Source organism: Labilibaculum filiforme (assembly GCF_002843315.1).
GTDB classification, from domain to species: domain Bacteria; phylum Bacteroidota; class Bacteroidia; order Bacteroidales; family Marinifilaceae; genus Labilibaculum; species Labilibaculum filiforme.
In genome coordinates this window covers 287,807-309,148 of record NZ_MVDD01000006.1, presented here as the reverse complement: position 1 = coordinate 309,148, position 21,342 = coordinate 287,807, and the positions used below count along the sequence as shown (strand labels likewise).

The 21,342-nt window shown below is 35.4% G+C and carries 19 protein-coding genes; 15 read left to right on the top strand and 4 right to left on the bottom strand.

Going from position 1 to position 21,342, the window contains the following annotated elements:
• The first annotated feature begins 18 nt into the window (after positions 1–18).
• The 5 genes from recN (at position 19) to BZG02_RS10765 (ending at position 5,778) form a co-directional block, all read left to right on the top strand.
• Positions 19–1,674: a DNA repair protein RecN gene (gene recN, locus BZG02_RS10785; protein WP_101261435.1), complete on the top strand. Its 1,656-nt coding sequence runs from the start codon at positions 19–21 to the stop codon at positions 1,672–1,674.
• 117 nt (positions 1,675–1,791) lie between these two features.
• Positions 1,792–2,634: an enoyl-ACP reductase FabI gene (locus BZG02_RS10780; RefSeq protein ID WP_101261434.1), complete on the top strand. Its 843-nt coding sequence runs from the start codon at positions 1,792–1,794 to the stop codon at positions 2,632–2,634.
• Positions 2,635–2,802: 168 nt separating this feature from the next.
• Positions 2,803–3,411: an adenylyl-sulfate kinase gene (cysC, locus tag BZG02_RS10775; protein WP_101261433.1), complete on the top strand. Its 609-nt coding sequence runs from the start codon at positions 2,803–2,805 to the stop codon at positions 3,409–3,411.
• 82 nt (positions 3,412–3,493) lie between these two features.
• Positions 3,494–4,399, top strand: coding sequence for a sulfate adenylyltransferase subunit CysD (gene cysD, locus BZG02_RS10770; protein WP_101261432.1), 906 nt, complete (start codon positions 3,494–3,496; stop codon positions 4,397–4,399).
• A gap of 104 nt (positions 4,400–4,503) precedes the next feature.
• Positions 4,504–5,778 (top strand): sulfate adenylyltransferase subunit 1, encoded by a 1,275-nt coding sequence (locus BZG02_RS10765; RefSeq protein ID WP_101261431.1) that lies wholly within the window; start codon positions 4,504–4,506, stop codon positions 5,776–5,778.
• A gap of 113 nt (positions 5,779–5,891) precedes the next feature.
• Here the strand turns inward: BZG02_RS10765 and BZG02_RS10760 are convergent, their stop codons facing one another.
• Both BZG02_RS10760 and BZG02_RS20705 read right to left on the bottom strand, forming a co-directional pair.
• Positions 5,892–7,349 carry an OmpP1/FadL family transporter gene (locus tag BZG02_RS10760; protein ID WP_180335693.1) on the bottom strand — a complete coding sequence of 486 codons (1,458 nt, stop codon included), beginning with the start codon at positions 7,347–7,349 and terminating at the stop codon, positions 5,892–5,894.
• A gap of 163 nt (positions 7,350–7,512) precedes the next feature.
• A complete protein-coding gene (locus BZG02_RS20705; protein WP_143470452.1) occupies positions 7,513–9,060 on the bottom strand; it encodes a hypothetical protein in 1,548 nt (515 codons plus the stop codon).
• 102 nt (positions 9,061–9,162) lie between these two features.
• On the opposite strand from BZG02_RS20705, the gene proS reads away from it, so the two are divergent.
• From proS to BZG02_RS10725, 4 genes are all read left to right on the top strand, one after another.
• Entirely contained in the window at positions 9,163–10,638 is a 1,476-nt protein-coding gene (gene proS, locus BZG02_RS10740) for a proline--tRNA ligase (protein WP_101261426.1), read from the top strand.
• Positions 10,639–10,734: 96 nt separating this feature from the next.
• Positions 10,735–11,418 (top strand): hypothetical protein, encoded by a 684-nt coding sequence (locus BZG02_RS10735; protein ID WP_101261425.1) that lies wholly within the window; start codon positions 10,735–10,737, stop codon positions 11,416–11,418.
• Between the two features lie 132 nt (positions 11,419–11,550).
• Positions 11,551–12,777, top strand: coding sequence for a peptidase T (pepT, locus tag BZG02_RS10730; protein ID WP_101261424.1), 1,227 nt, complete (start codon positions 11,551–11,553; stop codon positions 12,775–12,777).
• 120 nt (positions 12,778–12,897) lie between these two features.
• The gene (locus tag BZG02_RS10725; RefSeq protein WP_101261423.1) at positions 12,898–13,266 is read left to right on the top strand and encodes a DMT family protein; all 369 of its coding nucleotides are present in this window, start codon (positions 12,898–12,900) and stop codon (positions 13,264–13,266) included.
• Between the two features lie 25 nt (positions 13,267–13,291).
• On the opposite strand, the gene BZG02_RS10720 is transcribed toward BZG02_RS10725, so the two are convergent.
• Positions 13,292–13,606 carry a winged helix-turn-helix transcriptional regulator gene (locus tag BZG02_RS10720; protein WP_101261422.1) on the bottom strand — a complete coding sequence of 105 codons (315 nt, stop codon included), beginning with the start codon at positions 13,604–13,606 and terminating at the stop codon, positions 13,292–13,294.
• 138 nt (positions 13,607–13,744) lie between these two features.
• On the opposite strand from BZG02_RS10720, the gene BZG02_RS10715 reads away from it, so the two are divergent.
• The 6 genes from BZG02_RS10715 (at position 13,745) to tilS (ending at position 20,880) form a co-directional block, all read left to right on the top strand.
• Positions 13,745–14,743: a YhdH/YhfP family quinone oxidoreductase gene (locus BZG02_RS10715; RefSeq protein ID WP_101261421.1), complete on the top strand. Its 999-nt coding sequence runs from the start codon at positions 13,745–13,747 to the stop codon at positions 14,741–14,743.
• Positions 14,744–15,019: 276 nt separating this feature from the next.
• Positions 15,020–16,246: a DNA cytosine methyltransferase gene (locus BZG02_RS10710; RefSeq protein WP_101261420.1), complete on the top strand. Its 1,227-nt coding sequence runs from the start codon at positions 15,020–15,022 to the stop codon at positions 16,244–16,246.
• Entirely contained in the window at positions 16,243–17,376 is a 1,134-nt protein-coding gene (locus BZG02_RS10705) for a phospholipase D-like domain-containing protein (protein ID WP_101261419.1), read from the top strand. The genes BZG02_RS10710 and BZG02_RS10705 overlap by 4 nt, the downstream gene beginning before the upstream one ends.
• On the top strand, positions 17,369–17,887 hold the full coding sequence (locus BZG02_RS10700) for a hypothetical protein (RefSeq protein WP_101261418.1): 519 nt from the start codon (positions 17,369–17,371) through the stop codon (positions 17,885–17,887). Before BZG02_RS10705 ends, BZG02_RS10700 begins: the two co-directional genes overlap by 8 nt.
• A gap of 297 nt (positions 17,888–18,184) precedes the next feature.
• Complete coding sequence (gene pabB, locus BZG02_RS10695; protein ID WP_101261417.1) at positions 18,185–19,513, top strand: aminodeoxychorismate synthase component I; 1,329 nt, start codon at positions 18,185–18,187, stop codon at positions 19,511–19,513.
• A gap of 44 nt (positions 19,514–19,557) precedes the next feature.
• Positions 19,558–20,880, top strand: coding sequence for a tRNA lysidine(34) synthetase TilS (gene tilS, locus BZG02_RS10690; protein ID WP_101261416.1), 1,323 nt, complete (start codon positions 19,558–19,560; stop codon positions 20,878–20,880).
• Positions 20,881–21,065: 185 nt separating this feature from the next.
• On the opposite strand, the gene BZG02_RS10685 is transcribed toward tilS, so the two are convergent.
• On the bottom strand, positions 21,066–21,332 hold the full coding sequence (locus BZG02_RS10685) for a hypothetical protein (RefSeq protein WP_101261415.1): 267 nt from the start codon (positions 21,330–21,332) through the stop codon (positions 21,066–21,068).
• Between the last annotated feature and the right edge of the window lie 10 nt (positions 21,333–21,342).

Sequence of the window (21,342 nt, the reverse complement as noted above, 5' to 3'; positions counted from 1 at the left end):
ATCATTTTATAGATTTTTATGCTTCAATCCATATCAATTCAGAATTATGCTTTAATTACAAAGCTGGATATTGAATTTTCAGATGGTTTCTCAGTAATTACCGGGGAAACAGGTTCGGGTAAATCAATACTTTTAGGAGCCTTGTCCTTAGTTTTAGGCCAAAGGGCAGAGGTTAATGTGTTAAAAGATAAAGAGCAAAAGTGTATTATCGAAAGTTCATTTTCAATCGAAAGATATCATTTAGAGAAGTTTTTCGAAGCGAATGAATTGGATTATGAAAAGGAAACACTATTGCGTAGAGAAATACTTCCCAATGGGAAAAGTCGTGCGTTTGTAAACGATACCCCGGTAAGCGTAAAAGTTTTAAAAGAATTAGGTCTTCGCCTGATTGATGTACACAGCCAAAATCAGAACTTAGTGATTGGTAGTTTTGAATATCAGATGGGAATTGTAGATACTTACGCCGGAAATTCGGAGATTTTGAAAAAGTATCAGGAATGCTTTGATAAATTTCAAAAATTAAAGCAGGAACTTCGTAAGCAGGAAGAGTTGGCGGTGAAAGAAAAAGCTGATTTGGATTATTTTCAGTTTCAGCTGGAACAATTGCTCGAGGCAAAATTAGTTGCGGGAGAGCAAGTTGAAATGGAAGCCGAGTTGGAAACTCTTACTCATGCCGAGGAAATTAAATCGGGATTAGTGAAAGCCTACGAAAATCTTTCAGAAGGAGAATCTCCCATTGTTACGCAATTAAAAGAGGCACGAAATGCCTTAGCTCAAATTAAAAATGTGTTTCCCGATGCAGTAAGTTTTTATGAACGATTGGAGAGTGCTTATATTGAATTAAACGATCTTGCTCAGGAATTAGATCGAAGTAACGAATCTGTAGAGCTAGATCCTTCTCGAATCGAATTTTTAAATCAGAAATTAGATGCGATTTATTCCTTGCAACAGAAACATCATGTGAATTCTGTTGAGGACTTGATTCAAATACGTGAAGAATTAATACAAAAAGTGGATAAAATTGTTTCGGGTAATGATTTCATTGACGATTTGAAGAAGCAATTAAAAGCACAGAAGGATTTGTTGCTAAAATCAGCTGAAAAGCTTACAGATAGTAGGGTGAAAGTAATTCCATCTATTGAGAAAACCATCGTAGAACAACTGGTGCAACTCGGAATTCCGAATGCAAATTTTAAGCTGGCAACACAGATTAGAGAAGATTTTCAGTATTTGGGACACGATTCTTTGAGTTTCTTGTTTAGTGCGAATAAGAATGGGCAACTAGAGGAAGTACAAAAGGTCGCTTCGGGAGGAGAGTTGTCTCGACTAATGCTCAGTATCAAGTATTTAATATCTTCGTCAACAGCCTTGCCGTCTATTGTTTTTGATGAAATTGATACGGGAGTTTCCGGCGAAATTGCTGCCAAAATGGGAACCATGATGAATAAAATGGCGGAAAATATTCAGGTAATCAGCATTACTCACCTACCTCAGATAGCTGGAAAAGGTAAAAATCATTATAAGGTTTATAAAGCAGATGACGAGCAAGAAACCTATTCAAATATTGTACTTCTCGATCATCAAAGTAGAATAGAAGAGCTTGCTAAAATGCTAAGCGGTGCAGCTCTTACTCAGGCAGCTTTGGAGAATGCTAAAGTGTTACTATCTAATTAAATAGCTTTATTTTAGTCGAATTAAAGAATTTATTCAGTCTTAATTAATGCGCTTATTTAGGATCATTCTTAATTTAAAGTGCTATCTTTGATGCTGAAAAAATGATATTTATAAAATATGTCGTATAACTTACTAAAAGGGAAAAGAGGGATTATTTTTGGTGCCTTGAATGAAATGTCGATTGCATGGAAAGTTGCAGAACTAGCCGTGGAAGAGGGAGCTGAGATTGTTTTGACAAATACTCCTGTTTCTATCCGAATGGGTACAATTGATGAGTTGGCCAAAAAATGTAATGCGCATGTAATTCCTGCAGACGCTACCAGTCCTGAGGATTTGGAAGTGTTATTTACCAAATCGATGGAGATTTTGGGTGGTAAAATTGATTTCGTACTTCACTCAATCGGCATGTCGCCAAATGTTCGTAAAGGATTGGCTTACGATGAATTGAATTACGAGTACTTGAAAAAAACATTGGATATTTCGGCTATTTCATTTCACAAAGTATTGCAAACAGCTAAAAAGTTGGATGCTATGGCAGAATGGGGATCGGTAGTTGCATTATCTTATGCGGCAGCACAAAGAACCATGTATGAATACAACGATATGGCAGATGCCAAATCAATGTTGGAATCGATAGCCAGAAGTTTTGGTTATATCTACGGACGTGAAAAAAGAGTGCGTATCAATACAATATCACAGTCGCCAACTATGACAACTGCTGGTAGTGGAGTAAAAGGTTTCGATTCATTAATCGATTTTTCGGAACGTATGTCGCCTCTTGGAAATGCTGATGCTCAGGAATGTGCTAACTATTGTATTACCATGTTCTCCGATTTAACAAGAAAAGTTACCATGCAGAATTTATTTCACGATGGAGGTTTTTCTAGTATGGGAATGAGTTACAGAGCTATGCGTCAATACAATAAGAGTTTTGATCCTTGTGATTGTAAAGAAGAATAAAAAACGAAATAAACGTTTTGGAATCCGGATTGAAAAATCCGGATTTTTTTTGTGAAAAATTCCAAATTGAGAAATACTTATATTTTTAAAATCTACTGATAATATGTACATTTGCACTTACTTTTCAAAAAATAGAATTGTAAGAAACATCATAACAAAAAATAGTTGATGACCACAAAAGCAACAAATATTCATCCGGTGTTCGATCGAATTTTAACTAGGGAAGATAAGGAGGGATTTTTAAATCAAAATTCTAAAGTTATTTGGATGACTGGTCTTTCGGGTTCTGGAAAAACCACCATTGCTATAGGATTAGAGAAGGAACTTCAGAAGCAAGGATTTCTAACTCAAATTTTAGATGGAGATAATATCCGAACAGGAATTAATAAGAATTTGGGATTTTCGGAGGAGGATAGAACTGAAAATATTCGAAGAATTGCCGAGGTTTCAAAGTTGTTTTTGAATTGTGGAATTATAACAATCAATTGTTTTGTTAGTCCAACAATAGCGATTAGAGAGGTTGCTAAAGAAATAATTGGAGCGGAAGACTTTTTGGAGGTGTATGTAAATGCATCCTATCAAGTTTGTGAACAAAGAGATGTTAAAGGCTTGTATAAAAAAGCACGGAATGGCGAAATTAAAAATTTCACCGGATTGGATGCTCCCTTTGAGGCTCCGGAAAATCCATTTTTGGAAATTGCAAGCTCTGAAATGACACCCGAAGAGTCGGTAGAAAAAGTTGTAACTGCCGTGATGACTCGGTTAATAAAAAAGTAGTGAAGTTGAAATTTAAGTAGACTTGATTAGATAAGATTATTGTGAAAGATAGTCTGTTAGAAAGCAAATAAAATATTTTCGAATGAAGGAATACAATATTAATCATTTAAGAGAACTGGAAGCTGAATCTATTTTTGTGATTCGTGAAGTTGCTGCTCAATTTGAAAATCCGGTCATGCTATTTTCCGGAGGAAAAGATTCTATTATCATGTTTCATTTAGCTCGTAAGGCTTTTGCTCCAGCAAAGGTGCCTTTTGCTATGATGCATATTGATACGGGACATAATTTTCCTGAAACCATCGAGTTTAGAGATATGCTGATGGAGAAAACGGGAACTCGTATCATTATACGTTACGTTCAGGATTCTATCGATCAGGGAAAAGTTACTGAAGAAACTGGATTTAATGCTAGTAGAAACAAGTTGCAAACAGTTACACTTTTAGATGGTATCGAAGATTTAAAAGTTGATTGTGCAATGGGTGGTGGTCGTCGTGATGAAGAGAAAGCAAGAGCCAAAGAGCGTTTTTTCTCTCATAGAGACGAGTTTGGACAGTGGGATCCAAAAAATCAGCGTCCTGAATTGTGGAATCTTTTTAATGGAAAGAAACACATGGGCGAACATTTTAGAGTATTTCCTATCTCGAATTGGACCGAAATGGATGTGTGGCAATACATTTATCTTGAAAATATCGAAATTCCTAATTTGTACTTTTCTCATGAGCGGGAAGTGTTTCAAAGAAATGGAACTCTTTTGGCTAAAAGCGATTGTATTCCAATGCGACCAGGGGAAAAGACAGAGAAAAGAATCGTTAGATTCCGTACTATTGGGGATGCTACCTGTACTGGAGCTGTAGAATCGAAGGCACACTCTTTGGAGGAAATTATCGAAGAAGTTGCGGCAACCAGAACTACAGAACGTGGAACCAGAGCCGATGATAAAAGATCGGAAGCTGCGATGGAAGATCGTAAAAAAGAAGGATATTTTTAAGAATACATCAGCAGGTTGGGGAGCTTATAATTCCCGACCTCTAATTACTTTGAATGTAAAGCTTGTGGCTAAAAACCAAAGGCTAACAGCAAATAAAAAAGGATATGTCAGAGAAAACAGCAGGATATTTAGATATGGAGCTTTTACGATTCACCACTGCAGGAAGTGTGGATGATGGAAAAAGTACTCTTATCGGACGATTATTATACGATAGTAAAGCCATTTTCGAAGATCAGATGGAAGCTATTGAAATTAGTAGCAAAAAAAGAGGCGATGAAGAAGTCGATCTTGCATTACTTACCGATGGTTTAAGAGCCGAGCGGGAACAAGGAATTACTATTGACGTTGCTTATCGTTATTTTGCAACACCAAAACGTAAATTTATTATTGCAGATACTCCAGGACACATTCAGTATACCCGAAATATGGTAACTGGTGCTTCTACCGCTAATGCGGCATTAATCTTGGTTGATGCTCGTAATGGAGTTATTGAACAAACGCTTCGTCATTCATACATTGCCAATTTATTACAAATACCACATCTTATTGTGTGTATTAATAAAATGGATTTGGTGGACTATTCTCAGGAGACCTACGATAAAATTAAAGCAGACTATCAAAAAAATATTGTCGATAAATTAAACATTAAGGATGTTTGTTTTATTCCAATTTCTGCAAAATTAGGTGATAATGTGGTGGATGCATCAACAAAAATGGATTGGTATTCAGGTACTCCATTGTTGGATTTATTAGAGAATATTAAAATTGTTGATGATCGTAATCATGGGGATTCAAGATTGCCTGTGCAGTACGTAATTCGTCCACAATCAGATGAATTTCACGATTACCGTGGATATGCAGGTAGAGTAGCTAGTGGAGTTTTTCATCCTGGTGATAAAGTACGTGTTTTACCTTCGGGAATTGAGACAACTATTGAGGCGATCGATTCATTTACTGGAGAGCAAGAAGTGGCTTTTACTCCACAATCAGTAACCTTACGATTAAGCGACAATATTGATATTTCAAGAGGAGATATGATTGTTGACGCGAATAATGTACCGAATGTTGGTCAGGAATTTGAAGCAATGCTTTGCTGGATGAATGAACGAGCTATGATGCCTCGTGGAAAATATACCATTAAACACACAACCAACGAAACTCGTTGTATGATTCGTGATGTGAAATTTAAAGTAAATGTAGATACTTTAGATGAAGTTGCTGATGATAAGTTGGTGGGTTTAAATGATATTGCTTGCGTATCTTTTAAAGCTGCAAAACCATTGTTTTTTGATTCTTACAAAAAGAATCGTTTAACAGGAAGTTTTATTCTTATCGATGAAGGAACCAACGAAACGGTTGCTGCGGGGATGATCTTATAAGATCCAATTGTTGGATTACAAAAAGGCTGAAACAATTGTTTCAGCCTTTTTTTTTGCAATAAAAAAGAGATTGTCATAACAGCAATCTCTTTTTAAATATAGTAGTAGTGTTCTTAAAATTTAAATCCAAATGTCATTCGAACCTGATGGTTTGTATTGTTCAAGCTAGCAATGTCATTACTGCCTGAATATAGTACAAAATCTTCATCGAACTCTTTGTATTGATAGGCCATATCGAAGAAGAAGTTATTTTGTTTAATTCCAAAACCTGCAGAGTAGGTGTTGTAACTTTCGTCAATAAAACTCTTGTACGGATCTCCAATTCTAGCATAACCACCGCGAACACTTAAATTTGGAGTAATACGATATTCAGCACCAATTCTTAAATTAGAAGTGGATTGATAGCTGTTGCTAATATTTTTATTGTCATTCATTAAGTCACCTGCATCGCTATCGTTAAATTCCGCATTCGAATAGTTAACTATTTCGTAATCAGCACTTAAAACTCCTTTATGGCCAAATAAGTAAGCCGCACTAAGTATGGTTCTAAATGGAGTTTGAAAATCGTAATTGGTTCTCGACACAAATTCCGATTGATAGGAGTGGTTAGCATTTCCATCTTCAGGAAATGCATCAGGAATATTTGGATCAAAATTTGAGCTTAACGAAGTGTCATAAGTTTCATCAAGGTTATAAAATGTAGGGGTATGAATTGCTGCACCAACTCGAATACTATTTGTGATTTTATAGATAGCACCAAATTTTAAGTTGACACCCAGTCCTGATGTTGTCATGTATTCATTAAAAGTGAATTCGTTTAATGATGTAATGTTACCTACAAGAGAATATTCTGAATAAGAAGTGGTAGATTTATGGTATAAATCTTGAATTCCAACAGTTGCTCCTAAGTACAATTTGTGTCCGTAATTTGCACCAAAAGATAGCACATATTCACCAATGTAGCCTTTCTCGTTTATTCTTTTTTGCTGGTCCATTCTATCATTATCGAAAAGAACCGATTGATAGTTATTTTCATCATCATTGTTAATAAGGTAAGCATCGTAAGCAAGCTTTTCTTCAAAAGAGTATAAGTTCTCCGGAGAATTCCCAGCTCCCAAATTAGCCCATTTATCAAGTATAGAGCTTCCTGAATTTAAGTTGAATAAATAGCCTTCGCGGTTAAAATTTGCAACGCGATTATAACCAATTCCAAAGTTGAAATTTTGCCATCCTTTTTCGGGAGCCATTCTTGGTATATAACTGGCTACATAGCCAACATTTCCCATTGTAAAGCTGTACTTATCCTCAGAATAACCACTACTTTTCGATTTTGTATATTCGATAGATGGAGTAATGGTAAATTCAGAGCTTCGGTATACTGCAACACCTGCAGGGTTGATACTTAAACTTGAAAAATCGCCACCTAAAGCTCCAAAAGCTCCGCCCATTGCTGTTGAACGTGCGGTTCCATTAAATTCCTGTTTCGAATATTTAAGGGCATTGTCAACACTCTGAGAATAAGAAGTTCCTGCTATTAGGGACAAAATGAGCAAAAAAGTATATCGTTTCATAAAATGTATTTTTAATTTGTCTTGCGTTATTCTAATAGGGAAGGAATGAATTATCATTTTCTATCGGAATCAGACGAAAAGTAAAAAATAGTATAATTTTGTTTGTAATAGATTTATTTATATTCACCGGAGAGAGGAGAACATAACTCCGGTGATTATTTTTTTATCGTCTTCTTGAGCTACTAGAGCTGGAACTACTTCCGCTGGATGATCTTGAACTACCACTTGATGATCTTGTGGAAGTTCCTGATGAGCCAGAGCTACTTCTTGTAGAGCCAACAGAGGATCTTGAAGTTCCAGATGTTCCAGATGATCTTCTGGTTCCACTGTTACTGTAACTGGAGTTAGATCTAGATGAACCTGATCGGTAGGTTGGTTTAGACGAACTGCTATTCACTTTAGAATAAGACGATCTTGTTGATGATTTTGAATAACTAGATTTGCTGGAATTTGACGATCGGTTGTAAGAAGGTCTTGTATTTGTTTGTTGCTTGTTATAGCTAGGCGACGAACTTCTACGAGTATTCGAATAACTATTTCTATTTTGATTGGTGTTCCCGTTGGAATAATTACTTCTGTTGCTAGTCCCGGTTCTATTTGTTGAGGTAGTTCCATAAGTTGATCTTCTGCTCGAGTTTCCATCCAATACAGTTCTTCTTGTTCCGTAAGAGTTTCCATTTCCTGAGCTGTAACGAGCAGCAGCATTACTTCTTCTAACATCAGCCGCGGTTGATGAAGTGGAAGTAGATGATCTTCTACTTGTACTTACAGCACTTGCATTTGTTGCTGAACTAGCAGATCTACGTGTTGAAACTGCAGCCGCATTTGTAGCAGATCTTCTGGTTGCGTTCGCATTAGTTGCTGCTCCAGCCTTATAATCATTCGACCTTCTTTTCCCATTATAGCTTGAGGAAGCATAATTATTATATGCACCATGTCCATAATATCCATGATGACCGTAGTATCCAGGGTAGCCATAGGAACCATAGAACCCATGATGTCCATAGTAGTGATTTGAGAATCCCCATCCAAATTTCATATTCCAATACCAGTCATTTCCAAAGCCCATATTAAATCCCCAATAGGAATTGTATCCGTAGTTTCCGTATGGATAGTTGTAAGCAAATGCATTACCATATCGCATGGAAGAATAATTATAGTCATTATACATGTGGTAATTGGTCCAAGTTGGTGTCCACCATACATTGTCTCCATCAACATATACGTTCCAGTCTGGATCACCAGCTAGCCACATAGCGGTATTATAACCACTGTTGTCGTAGTAGCCAAATCCTTGTGGATACATGTCTCTTAAGCGTTGTGCTTCTTCCTGATCCCTTTCCGAACCAGAAAATCCACCTAAGTAGTAACCTGAATCACCTTGGTAAATTAAGGTATCAATAGTTTCAATTGATTCGTCGTTTAAAATTTCGGTATATCTTTGTTGCAAAGCATCAAAATTACGATCATCAAGAGCTTCCGATCCAATAGTTGGACTGGTTTTTGTTGTTGGTTCTGTTGCTATTGACTGAGCTAAAGAATTGCTCTTTTGAATAGCAGGGGAATTGGCTTCTACTTTTTGAACTAATAAAGGAGCCTCGTTTGGGTTGTAGTACAAATCATCTTCGTAAAGTACTGTTCCCATATAAGATGGGGAGCAACTACTAGCGAAGAGTGCTGTAACGAATAGAATTTTAAAATAGGTTTTCATCGTGTGTCCTCCAATAATGAATTATCTAAGATTATTTTTTTACTTTTGTAATGAATTATTACTACACTAAAAGTAGCAAATACCATACCAAAACGATATATAATGGCAAAAGTTTTAACCAGTAGAAGCGAAAATTACGCTCAATGGTATAATGACTTGGTGATCAAGGCAGATTTAGCAGAAAATTCTCCGGTGCGGGGATGTATGATTATTAAACCTTATGGCTATGCGATCTGGGAAAAAATCCAAGCTCAATTAGATAAAATGTTTAAGGATACCGGTCATCAAAATGCATATTTTCCGCTTTTAATTCCTAAATCATTTTTGAGTAAGGAAGCCGATCATGTAGAAGGCTTTGCAAAGGAATGTGCAGTAGTAACTCATTACCGTTTAAAAAATGATCCAAACGGAAAAGGTGTGATTGTTGATCCAGATGCTAAATTGGAAGAAGAGTTAATTATTCGTCCAACTTCCGAAACCATTATTTGGAGCACTTATAAAAACTGGATTCAATCGTATCGCGATTTGCCAATTCTTTGTAATCAGTGGGCGAATGTAATGCGTTGGGAAATGCGAACCAGATTATTTTTGCGTACGGCTGAATTTTTATGGCAAGAAGGTCATACCGCTCATGCAACTAAGGAGGAGGCATTGATCGAGACCAAACAGATGGTAGATATTTATGGAGAATTTGCCGAAAAATGGATGTCGGTTCCAGTTTTAAAAGGACACAAGACAGAATCGGAACGTTTTGCAGGAGCATTGGATACTTATTGCATTGAAGCATTAATGCAGGATGGAAAAGCGCTTCAAGCCGGAACATCTCACTTTTTAGGTCAGAATTTTGCAAAAGCATTTGATGTTAAATTCACTAATAAAGAAGGAAAAGAAGATTACGTTTGGGCAACTTCATGGGGTGTTTCAACTCGCTTAATGGGTGCTTTAGTAATGGCTCATTCCGATGATAATGGTTTGGTATTGCCTCCAAAGTTGGCTCCAATTCAGGTAGTGATTGTGCCAATCTATCGTAAAGCAGAAGAGCTGGAGAAAATTGCAGAAAAAATAAATCCTATTGTAGCTAATCTTAAAGCCAAAGGAATTTCAGTTAAATTCGATGATAGTGACAATCGTAAGCCAGGATGGAAATTTGCTGAATATGAATTAAAAGGAGTACCTGTTCGATTGGCGATTGGAGCTCGCGATTTAGAGAATGGAACGATAGAATTGGCTCGTCGAGATACGCTAACAAAAGAAACAGTTTCTATAGATGGAGTAGAGGATGTGATTGAAAACTTAATGGAAGAAATTCAAAATAGTATTTTTCAGAAAGCTTTCGACTTTAGAGCAGAAAAAACTACAAAGGTGGATACTTACGAAGAGTTTAAAGAACTTTTGGAAAGTAAAACTGGATTTTTCCTTGCTCATTGGGATGGTACAGCCGCTACAGAAGAGAAGATTCAGACAGAAACCAAAGCAACAATACGTTGTATTCCTTTCGAAAGCGATGGAGAAGAAGGGGTTTGTATGGTAACAGGAAAACCTTCGAAGCAAAGAGTTGTATTTGCAAAATCCTACTAGTCTAGAAAAGTAGATTTTATATATTATAGAGCAGCCATCAGTTTTCTGATGGCTGTTTTTTTGTATATTTACTTCTCATATTTAAACAAATAAACAATGAATATCTTAAATACCAAAGCTGCCATTTTATCGACAATTCACGATAAAGCTTCCTTAAAGCAAAATGTTTATAAGAACACAAAGGAAATATTCGAGGATTTGCGAGTTGTGGTTAGTAACCTAATTAAAGAATATAATGCCGATTTAAATGGTGCTGATGAAAATATTCTTTTGAGTTTTGAAGATAAAGGAGAATTTGAATACGAAATTAAGATTGCTTCTGATGTTTTAGTTTTTAGCTTACATACTAATGTATTTCAATTTAATAGAGATCATAATGTATGGAAACAATCTTACGTAAAAACGGATCCAGATAATGCTTACTCGGGCATTATTAATATCTATAATTTTTTGGCAGACTCCTTTAAATATACTCGATATGAGGATTTAGGGTATTTAGTAGCGCGAATTTTTATCAATAGAGAAAAGCATTATGTTGTAGAAGGGAAGCGACAATTGGGTTTACTGCAAACCGATTTATCCGTTTCTACTGCCGATCAGGTTAACCTTCGTAATATTGTTGAAACAGCTATTAATTACTCTTTAAATTTTGATTTATTGGTTCCTCCCTACGATAATGTAAAAATCATGTCGGTAGGTCAGATGTTTGAAAAAATTCAGAATTCAAGAATACCAACTGGAAAACGATTAGGTTTTCAATTTAAATCGGATGATGTTTAAAAAGAGGTGAATTGGTAGGAAGAAAATCTGATTACCATTCATGTTTCAAACATCATTTTAGTAATATTGTAAACGCTTCGCCACCTTAATTTGGGAAGCGTTTATTTTGCATTAATTAAATAACCATCAGATATGAGTGCCGTAATAGAAAAATTTATACGATACGTAAAATTCGATACCCAATCGGATACAGAAACTGGATTAACTCCTAGTACACCCGGACAAATGTTTTTGGCAAAAGAGTTGACCAAAGAATTGGAAGAGATGGGATTGGAAAATGTGAGTTTGGATGAGAATGGTTATATTATGGCAGTACTCGCTTCCAATCTAGATCATGAAGTTCCAACGGTAGGTTTTGTAGCTCATATGGATACAAGTCCTGATTTTTCTGGAAAACATGTAAAACCACAATTTTGGGAAAATTACGATGGAGGAGATATTCTACTGAATGAAGAAAAGGATATTGTAATGAAAGTTGCTGATTTTCCTGAATTAAAGAAATACAAAGGACAAACAATAATTACCACCAACGGAAATACGCTTTTAGGAGCAGATGATAAAGCAGGAGTTGCAGAAATAATGACTGCAATTGAATATTTAACAGAGCATCCAGAAATAAAACATGGAGCTGTTCATATCGGCTTTACACCAGATGAAGAAATTGGTAAAGGAGCCGACTTTTTTAATGTGAAGAAGTTTGGAGCAGCCTTTGCTTACACAATGGATGGTGGTGAAATAGGGGAGTTACAGTATGAGAATTTTAATGCTGCATTTGCAAAAATTAGCTTTAAAGGACGTAATGTTCATCCGGGAATGGCAAAAGACAAAATGATTAACTCGATGTTGATCGCCAATGAATTTTTAACACGTTTGCCAGAAAATGAGGTGCCCGAAAAAACAGAAGGATACGAAGGATTCTATCATCTGATTTCGATGGCAGGAAATGTAGAGGAATCTAACCTTCAGTATATTATACGTGATTTTGACATGCATAATTATGAAGCAAGAAAACAATTTGTACAATCTCTTTGTGATGAATTTTGCAAGAAATATGGCGAAGGAAGCGTAAGTTTGGAAATTACGAACCAGTACTACAATATGCGCGAAAAAATTGAGCCGGTGAAGTACATTGTCGATATTGCAGAGGAAGCAATGAAGCAAGTTGGCGTGGAGCCAATGATTATTCCAATTCGCGGAGGAACGGATGGTAGTCGTCTTTCTTATATGGGTTTGCCTTGTCCGAATATATTTTCGGGCGGACATAATTTTCATGGAAGATTTGAATACGTACCAGTAGAATCGATGGAAAAATCAGTAGAAGTGATTCTAAAAATTGTAGAACTGATTTCGAAACGATAATTCGATCCTTAATATAAAAAGAAAGGCAATCATGCGGTTGCCTTTTTTTGGTTCTAAATATCTGGAATAAAGTGGAGGTAGGCTTTCTAAGTAAAAAAATAATTTGTTATAAAAGGATCAATGAAAGGTTTATTAACGATTGTATTGCTGATACTTAGCAATACATTCATGGTATTTGCTTGGTACGGACATTTGAAGTTTTCGGAATGGAAATGCTTTAGTAAATTAGGTTTATTTGCCATTATTCTAATTAGTTGGGGAATAGCATTGTTCGAATATATGTTTCAAGTGCCTGCCAATAGAATTGGCTTCAAAGAAAATGGGGGGCCGTTTACATTAATTCAATTAAAGGTAATGCAAGAAGTAATTACTTTGGTTATTTTTGCAATTTTCACCTTGTTGGTATTTAAAACCGAAACGTTTCGAATGAATCATATTATTGCCTTTCTGTTTTTAATTTTAGCGGTTTACTTTATGTTTAAAAAGTAGCGTTTTTGGTAAGAGGGCGTAAATTTTACTCCATTAATCGTTCGAACATTCTTCCACCTAAAAACATGGATTTTAATATAGGATGAATTTCTTTTCCTAAATCGGTAAGGCTGTATTCTACTTTCGGTGGAACTTCTGGATAAACTTTTCGGTTTATCAATCCATCTTCTTCCAGTTCTTTTAAGTTTTTACTAAGCATTCTGTCGCTGATATCTGGTAATAGTTTTACTAATTCGTTATAGCGTTTTGTTCCCTGCATCAAATGTAAAATGATGGTGGCTTTTCGCTTTCCTTTAACGAAATTGATAAACGTATCGATTGGACAATTTCCTTTTTTCAAATCTAAAAAAGTTTTTAAGTGTTGATTATCAGTAATTCAGAATAAAATGTTAGTTGCCTACTAAAGTGTAAGTTCTTGATTAGTAATTAAAATGCTTGTAGCTTTGTTGCAAGATAAGAATTTAATTAGGATAAGAATATGGATACTCAAAGAGAATTTAAAGCCTTACGAATTTACGAAGAAGATGGTAAATTCATCAGAAGAATTGAAAAACGGAAAATTGCAGACCTTCCGGAAGGAGAAGTAATCGTAAATGTGAAGTATTCTTCCTTAAATTTTAAAGATGCTTTGTCGGTTACCGGAAACAAAGGCGTAACAAGAAAATATCCTCACACACCGGGTATTGATGCTGCTGGAGTTGTGGAGCATTCGAATAGTGATAAATTTAAAGTTGGCGATGAAGTAATTGTGACTAGCTACGATTTGGGTATGAATACAGATGGTGGTTTTGCCGAGTATATTCGTGTGCCAGAAGCTTGGGTTGTTGCATTGCCAAAAGATTTAGAAATGAAACAAGCAATGGTATATGGAACCGCCGGTTTTACCGCAGCTTTATCGGTATATCGTTTGTTAGCGGCTGGTCAAACTCCCGAAATGGGATCGGTGGTTGTTAGTGGTGCTTTAGGTGGAGTAGGTAGTGTTGCAATTAGCATATTAGCAAGTTTAGGTTTTGAAGTAGTTGCTGCCACTTTTGATGATAACGGAGGTTATGAAGAATTGCACGAGTTAGGTGCGACAAGTAGAATTACGAGTGAAATTACCGACGATAAATCGGGAAGACCATTATTGAAACCGCTTTGGGCTGGTGCCATTGATGTGATTGGTGGAAATACCTTACATACACTCCTTAAAGCATGCAAACCCTTGGGAAATGTAACTTGTTGTGGTAATGTTGGTTCGGGCGATTTAGCAATGACCGTTTACCCTTTTATTTTAAATGGAATTAGTTTAATTGGTGTAGACTCTCAAAATTGTCCAATGGAATTGCGACAAAAAGTTTGGGACAAATTAGCTACAGATTGGAATGTGTACAATACTAAAGAGCAGGTTGTAGAAACCTCTTTGGAAGAAATAGATACTTATATCGATTTAATGTTAGCAAAGAAAAGTCGAGGTAGAGTTATTGTGAAGTTATAGTATTAACCAAATACATTAGAAGAAAGGCAACCTTATGGTTGTCTTTTTTTTTGTATGAAAAGTAATTAGTTGAAGGGGTGTTGAAAGTGAAATTTTCAATAGCTATTTAGGCTCTTTTTCTTCTATTTATTTAGAAGAGAAGGATACTTTTTATGCCAACTTTTGAAGTGAAAGTATTGATTATGCAAGAGATTGATACCAATGCATCGGGAGCTCATGGTCTGTAAAGCAACTATTTTTTTGTATCTTGGCACCTAAATAATTTAGCACAACAAGATGAGTTTACAACAGACAATAAGTATAGATAATTTTGGGAGTAATAAATCCCAACTAGAACTTGTTGAAGAGGCTGAGGACAAAGCTGTTTTGACTCACTATCTGCATAATTTTTGTAATGGTGTGAAAAAGCACTACGAAAAGGATGCACTTTTAAGTTTGAATCATTTTTTGAAATTTGAACAGAAAGGGGAAACAAAATCTATTTTGTTAGAGGATGCTTTGCAACAACTTTTATCTGAAGTGGAGGCGATTCCGTTTCCAACACCTAAGAATAATAGCTTTAAATTTATTGATCTTTTTGCTGGCATCGGAGGATTTCGGCTTGCATTGCAAAATGTGGGAGGTAAATGTATTTTTACCAGTGAATGGAATAGCAGAGCAAAAAAAACGTATCGTGCTAATTTTGGGGAAGTTCCGTTTGGAGATATAACCAAGGAAAAAACTAAAAATTATATTCCCCCAAAATTTGAAATTTTATGTGCTGGTTTTCCCTGTCAGGCATTTTCAATAGCTGGAAATCGTAAAGGTTTTGCCGATACAAGAGGAACTTTATTTTTCGATGTAGAACAAATTATAGAAAAGCATCGGCCTAAAGTTGTTTTTCTCGAAAATGTTAAGAATTTGGTATCTCACGATAAAGGAAATACCTTTAAGGTAATACTTGAAACACTGGAGTTAAAATTGGGATATAAAGTGTTTCACAAAGTTTTAAATTCGGCAACTCATGCAAATGTTCCTCAAAACAGGGAGCGGATTTTTATTGTTGCTTTCGACCCTAAACAAGTAGAGAATTATTTACAGTTTAAATTTCCCGAAGAAATAAAATTGACAAAAACGATTCACGATTTTATAGAAAAAGGAAGGCAGGAGGATATTTATTATTATTCAAAAGATCATAAGTATTATCCCGAATTGCAGAGGTCAATTACTTCGAAAAACACAGTATATCAGTGGCGTAGAGTTTATGTGAGAGAAAACAAGAATAAAGTTTGTCCAACATTAACTGCCAATATGGGTACTGGTGGTCATAACGTGCCACTTATAAAAGATGAATTTGGAATTCGAAAACTAACCCCTAAAGAATGCTTTGCATTTCAAGGCTATCCGGTTGAAACTTATATTTTGCCCAAACTGGCAAATAGTCATTTATATATGCAAGCTGGTAATTCGGTTACAACAAGTTTAATTGAACGAATAGCGAAACAAATTTGTAAGGTCTTATGATTTCATTTGCAGAAATAGATAAGGCAAATGATGGAGATTATTTAAAATTACTTTCTGCGGTATCGATGCTTTCAGGACTGTTTAGTGAGAGCTTAGTCCCTTTTGTAAATTATCGGGTGGCCGAAAATATTTTTTGTCGAAGTTTTAAAGCAGAGAATTTGTCGCGTTCCGATACGGCTTTTGATGCAAAAATTAACTCCCTTGGAATTGGATTAAAAACTTTTACTTGCAGTAAGGATAATAGTATTGAAAAGGTAGCAGAATTTAATTCTTTATCGAGAGTATTAAAAGAATTTAAAGGCAAGGATTTGGCTTTAAAATTAGGTGAATTTAGAAATGAGAGAATTAAATTAGCCAATAGAATTTATGATATCGAGAAATCATTGTATCATATTGTAGCTAGAAAAGAAAAAGAATTACTACTTTATGAGACTGATTATGATTTTATTGACCTTGAAAATATACATTCAGTAAAAGAAAATAAAGCAAGTTTGCAATTTGAAGATGGTCTTCACTTTTATTCCTTTAATTATTCAAAAAGTACTCTTTTTAGAAGGTTTTTAATTCCTTCAAAAGCGTATCGATTACCTATCGAAATAATTGATGATCCATATGCTGTTTTGCTCGATTTGTTGCATAATAAAGAGATTATACCAGCGGTTAATCGATTTGCAAAGGGAAAAAATTATGTAATTTTACCGCTTTACGGGAGGACGAAAAATGAAAAATTCGTATTTGAAAAAAGTGGTTTGAACCAATGGAATGCAGGAGGACGAAAAAGAGATGTTGGGGAGATGTATATTCCTATTCCAATTGAAATACATAAAAAATACCCAAATTTTTTTCCTAATAGGGAGATGGTTTTTAACTTGCAGCTTCCAACGGGAGAAATTTTAAATGCTAAACTTTGTCAGGAAAACTCGAAAGCATTAATGACTAATCCAAACAATGCACTTTCGGATTGGTTGCTTCGAAAGGTGTTACAACTGAAAGAAGGAGAGTTAGCAACAATCGAGAAACTAGATAAGTTAGGCTTTGATAGTGTCATTATTTCCAAAATGGATAATGAAAATTTCAAAGTAGATATAATGAAAACGAATACATATATTGAATTTTGCCAGGATGAATAAAGAACTTTTAAATCAATTAGAGTATTTTAAAAGAGTGAATATTCCTAAATATATTGAAGCTAATATTCAATCAATAGCCTTAAAGCATCTTGATTTAGCGGATATGGGTAAATTGCGGGATAGAATGGAGGGAGAATTGTATTATAGTAGATTACGAAACGATATCTTTTCAGAATATGCTTTTGAAAAATTAATCGGTCTTCGAAAATTTGATTGGGAAAAACGAGAGAAGAAGAATTACATTAGAAAGAAATATAATTTCGAAAATAAGAAACTCAATCTAGTTCTATTTATGGGCGATTCCTTGCCTAAATTTAGTGCCGAGCATGTGGGTAATTGTATTTTTATTCATGTGAATGCAGACAGCCGTGTTCTTGTAAGCGGTTTAGCAACAAAAAGTACAATTGATAAAATGGCGATTGAGCAAGATTCTAAGATTATTGAATTAAACGATTTTAAATCTTTGTTTGAATTCAATTCAATGGAGGATTTAGTGCAAAAAATGGATTGAAAATATCATTAAATATCCTTTAAAATGCGATGGGAAAAGTAACATTCTAATCAAAAATTATCTGGAGGAACACGAAGAGTAAAAGTTGCTATGTTTGTTCCTTTTAGGTGTTAAGATGTTTGTATTAAGGCTTATAATGTATCTTTTTTTAGGGAATACTTACAAAGCTAAATTTTCAATGAAGCTTCTATGTTCTTATTTATAGGAAAATGAAGGTGTTGCGTGGAGGATTTATTTTATATCTTCCATTTCGCACAAGAAATGAATATAGATATATCTTTTCCTTAAATTTGCCACATGCGAAAAAGGCTTACTTTCCACATATCCAACACGTCTAAATTTAAAGAGCAATTGCTATTTTGGAGCAAGAAGTTCGAATATGTTAGTATTCTCGACAGTAATGAGGTGAACCTGAAGGCAAACTCGAAAAAGGAATACAATACTTACGAGTTGATAGCTGGTATCGATGCGTTGCAGATTTTTGAACCGGAGAAGAATTGTTTTGATACATTAAAAGCGGAGGTTATTCATACAAAAGACTGGTGGTTTGGTTATTTGAGTTACGATCTTAAAAATGAGATGGAGAATTTAAGTTCAGACAATCAGGATGGTCTGGATATGCCACTAATGAATTTTTTTCGACCACGTTGGGTGTTTATTGTCGATATTGATACCCTTTTGGTGCACTACTTTGAGGAAGAGTTTAGCGAGGAGGATATTTTTACTTTGGTGAATAGCATTCAAAATTTGCTAGTCCCCAAAGAAAAAGTGGTAAATGTACCAGGTATTCAATCGAGAATTAGTAGGGAAGAATATTTGAAATCCATTCAGCAATTGATGGAGCATATTCGTAGAGGCGATATATACGAGGTGAATTTTTGTCAGGAATTTTATGCTGAGAATGCTTATATCCGACCACGACAAACGTTTCGGAAGTTAATGAAGGTATCGCCAACTCCTTATGCTTGTTTTTACCAAATGGGCGAAAAGTATCTTCTATCGGCGAGTCCCGAGCGATACCTGAAAAAGATGGGGCGAAAAATTGTATCTCAACCAATTAAGGGAACTGCGAAGAGAGGCGATAGTGAAGAAGATGACCGACGGCTGAAGGAAAATTTGTTTGCCGATCCAAAAGAGAGAGCCGAGAATATTATGATAGTGGATTTGGTTCGTAATGATTTGTCGAGAACAGCAAGCAAAAATTCGGTACTTGTTGAAGAACTTTGCGGTATTTATTCCTTTCCTCAGGTTCACCAAATGATATCAACCATTGTTTCTAATTTGAACGAAGAGGTACATTTTGTAGAGGCTATTCGTCATACTTTTCCCATGGGATCGATGACCGGAGCACCAAAGGTAAGAGCCATGAAGTTGATTGAGAAATACGAATCAACAAAACGCGGACTATTTTCGGGAGCCGTTGGTTACATTACTCCTACTGGCGATTTCGATTTTAATGTGGTAATTCGAAGTATTCAGTATAATGAACAAAATCACTATTTGTCATTTATGGTGGGAGGTGCTATTACCATGCAATCGGATCCTGAAAAAGAATATGATGAATGTATGTTAAAAGCAAAAGCCATTGTAAAAGTGTTAAAAGAGGAAGGGAATTCTTACCTTTAAAACATCATAAAAAGTCTGATTCGTAACTACTAATTTTTTATTTAATGCAACGCAAAATTGTTCGGTTTGTAGAGGAGGAAAATTTATTTTATCGCGACGAAAAAATTTTAGTTGCCGTAAGTGGTGGAGTCGATTCTGTTGTTATGCTCGATTTACTTTGTAAAATGGAAGTGGAGTGTGGTGTAGCTCACTGCAATTTTCATTTGCGAGAGGAAGAATCGGATGGCGATTTGGAGTTCGTAAAGAACTTGGCTAAAGCAAAAAATCTGGCTTTTTATTCCGTTGATTTTGATACCAAAAAATATGCAGCAGAGAATAAAATTTCGATTGAAATGGCGGCTCGGGACCTCCGTTACAATTGGTTCGAACAGGTACGAGAAATTTCTGGATACAAGTATGTTGCCGTTGGTCATCATGCCGATGATGTTGCCGAAACGGTGCTAATAAATTTGGCTCGAGGTACTGGTATCCATGGTTTATCAGGAATTAAATCGAAGTTAGGTAAGATTATCCGTCCGCTTTTGCCCTTTCCCCGTAAACAGTTGTTAGAGTATGCACAAGCTCATTCTATTCATTTTCGGGAGGATCGAACAAATGCAGAAACCGATTACGTTCGAAATAAAATTCGCCATCAGATAATGCCTGTTTTGGAGGAGATAAATCCGGCTATACGTGCTACCATGACAGAGAATGTGCAACGCTTTCGAGAGGTGGAACAGATTTATAATCGAGTTATTGAACAGAACCGGTTGCATTTGGTTTTTACACGGGAGAATCAGCTGTTAATTTCAATTCCTAAGCTTAAAGAACTTCTGGCACCAGTGTCGCATTTGTACGAACTACTTTCTCTATATGGCTTTCATCATCGCGATATTCGAAATATCGCAGAATCAATAAATGGAATTTCGGGGAAGCTTTTTTATTCTGCAACTCATCAGTTGTTGCGCGATCGAGAATATTTTATCCTTTCGGAGATTACAGAAGAGAATACCAAAGAATATCTAATTTCGGAGGATAAAGAGCAACTTCAAGCTCCACTAGAGCTAACAATTACACTTTTGGATAGAACACCTGGATTTCAATTTCCTTCCGATTCTAAGATTGCCTGTTTTGATGCGAATCAACTTCAGTTTCCCCTTAAGTTAAGGAAATGGAAGGAAGGGGATGCATTTCGTCCGATTGGAATGAAGGGAAAAAAGAAGATTTCTGATTATTTTATCGATCAAAAATTTTCTCTTCAAGAAAAAGAGAATACTTGGTTGTTGCTATCAGGTAGTAAAATTGTGTGGGTGCTTGGGCATCGTATGGATGATCGTTTTAAGATTACCGATACGACTACTAAAATATATAAAATCAATTTGATTTAGGATATTGAGGAAAAAGTACTTTAAGATGAACTATGTCAATAAGCTTATCTTTAGTCTGGATAGTTAGGCTAAGGTGTGAATTTATAATTATTTTCTTTTACTAATAAACGAATCAGAAAGTCGAATATCTATAAAAAAAGAGTCTATTTTAAATAGGCTCTTTTTAAATAAGTTGCTATTTGTGCCTAAGCTTCTTGAAGTAAGCTTTCTTTTAAATTTTTAAGTAATGTTTTTTTTACTTTTCGTGGTTTTGTTGCACTAATTTCCTCTAGGACAACAAGTGCCTGATTACCAATCTCGTATAAGCCAACTGGATTTTTGTCGTAGTTGTAGCTACCAATAACATATTCTAGTTTAGATTTAAGTTCATCGTGATTTGCATTGCCTGGTTTGTTTAAACATTCTAATGCTTCTTGACAAACATCTCTAAGCGCTTCATCTTTTGTGTTCATATCTGCGGGG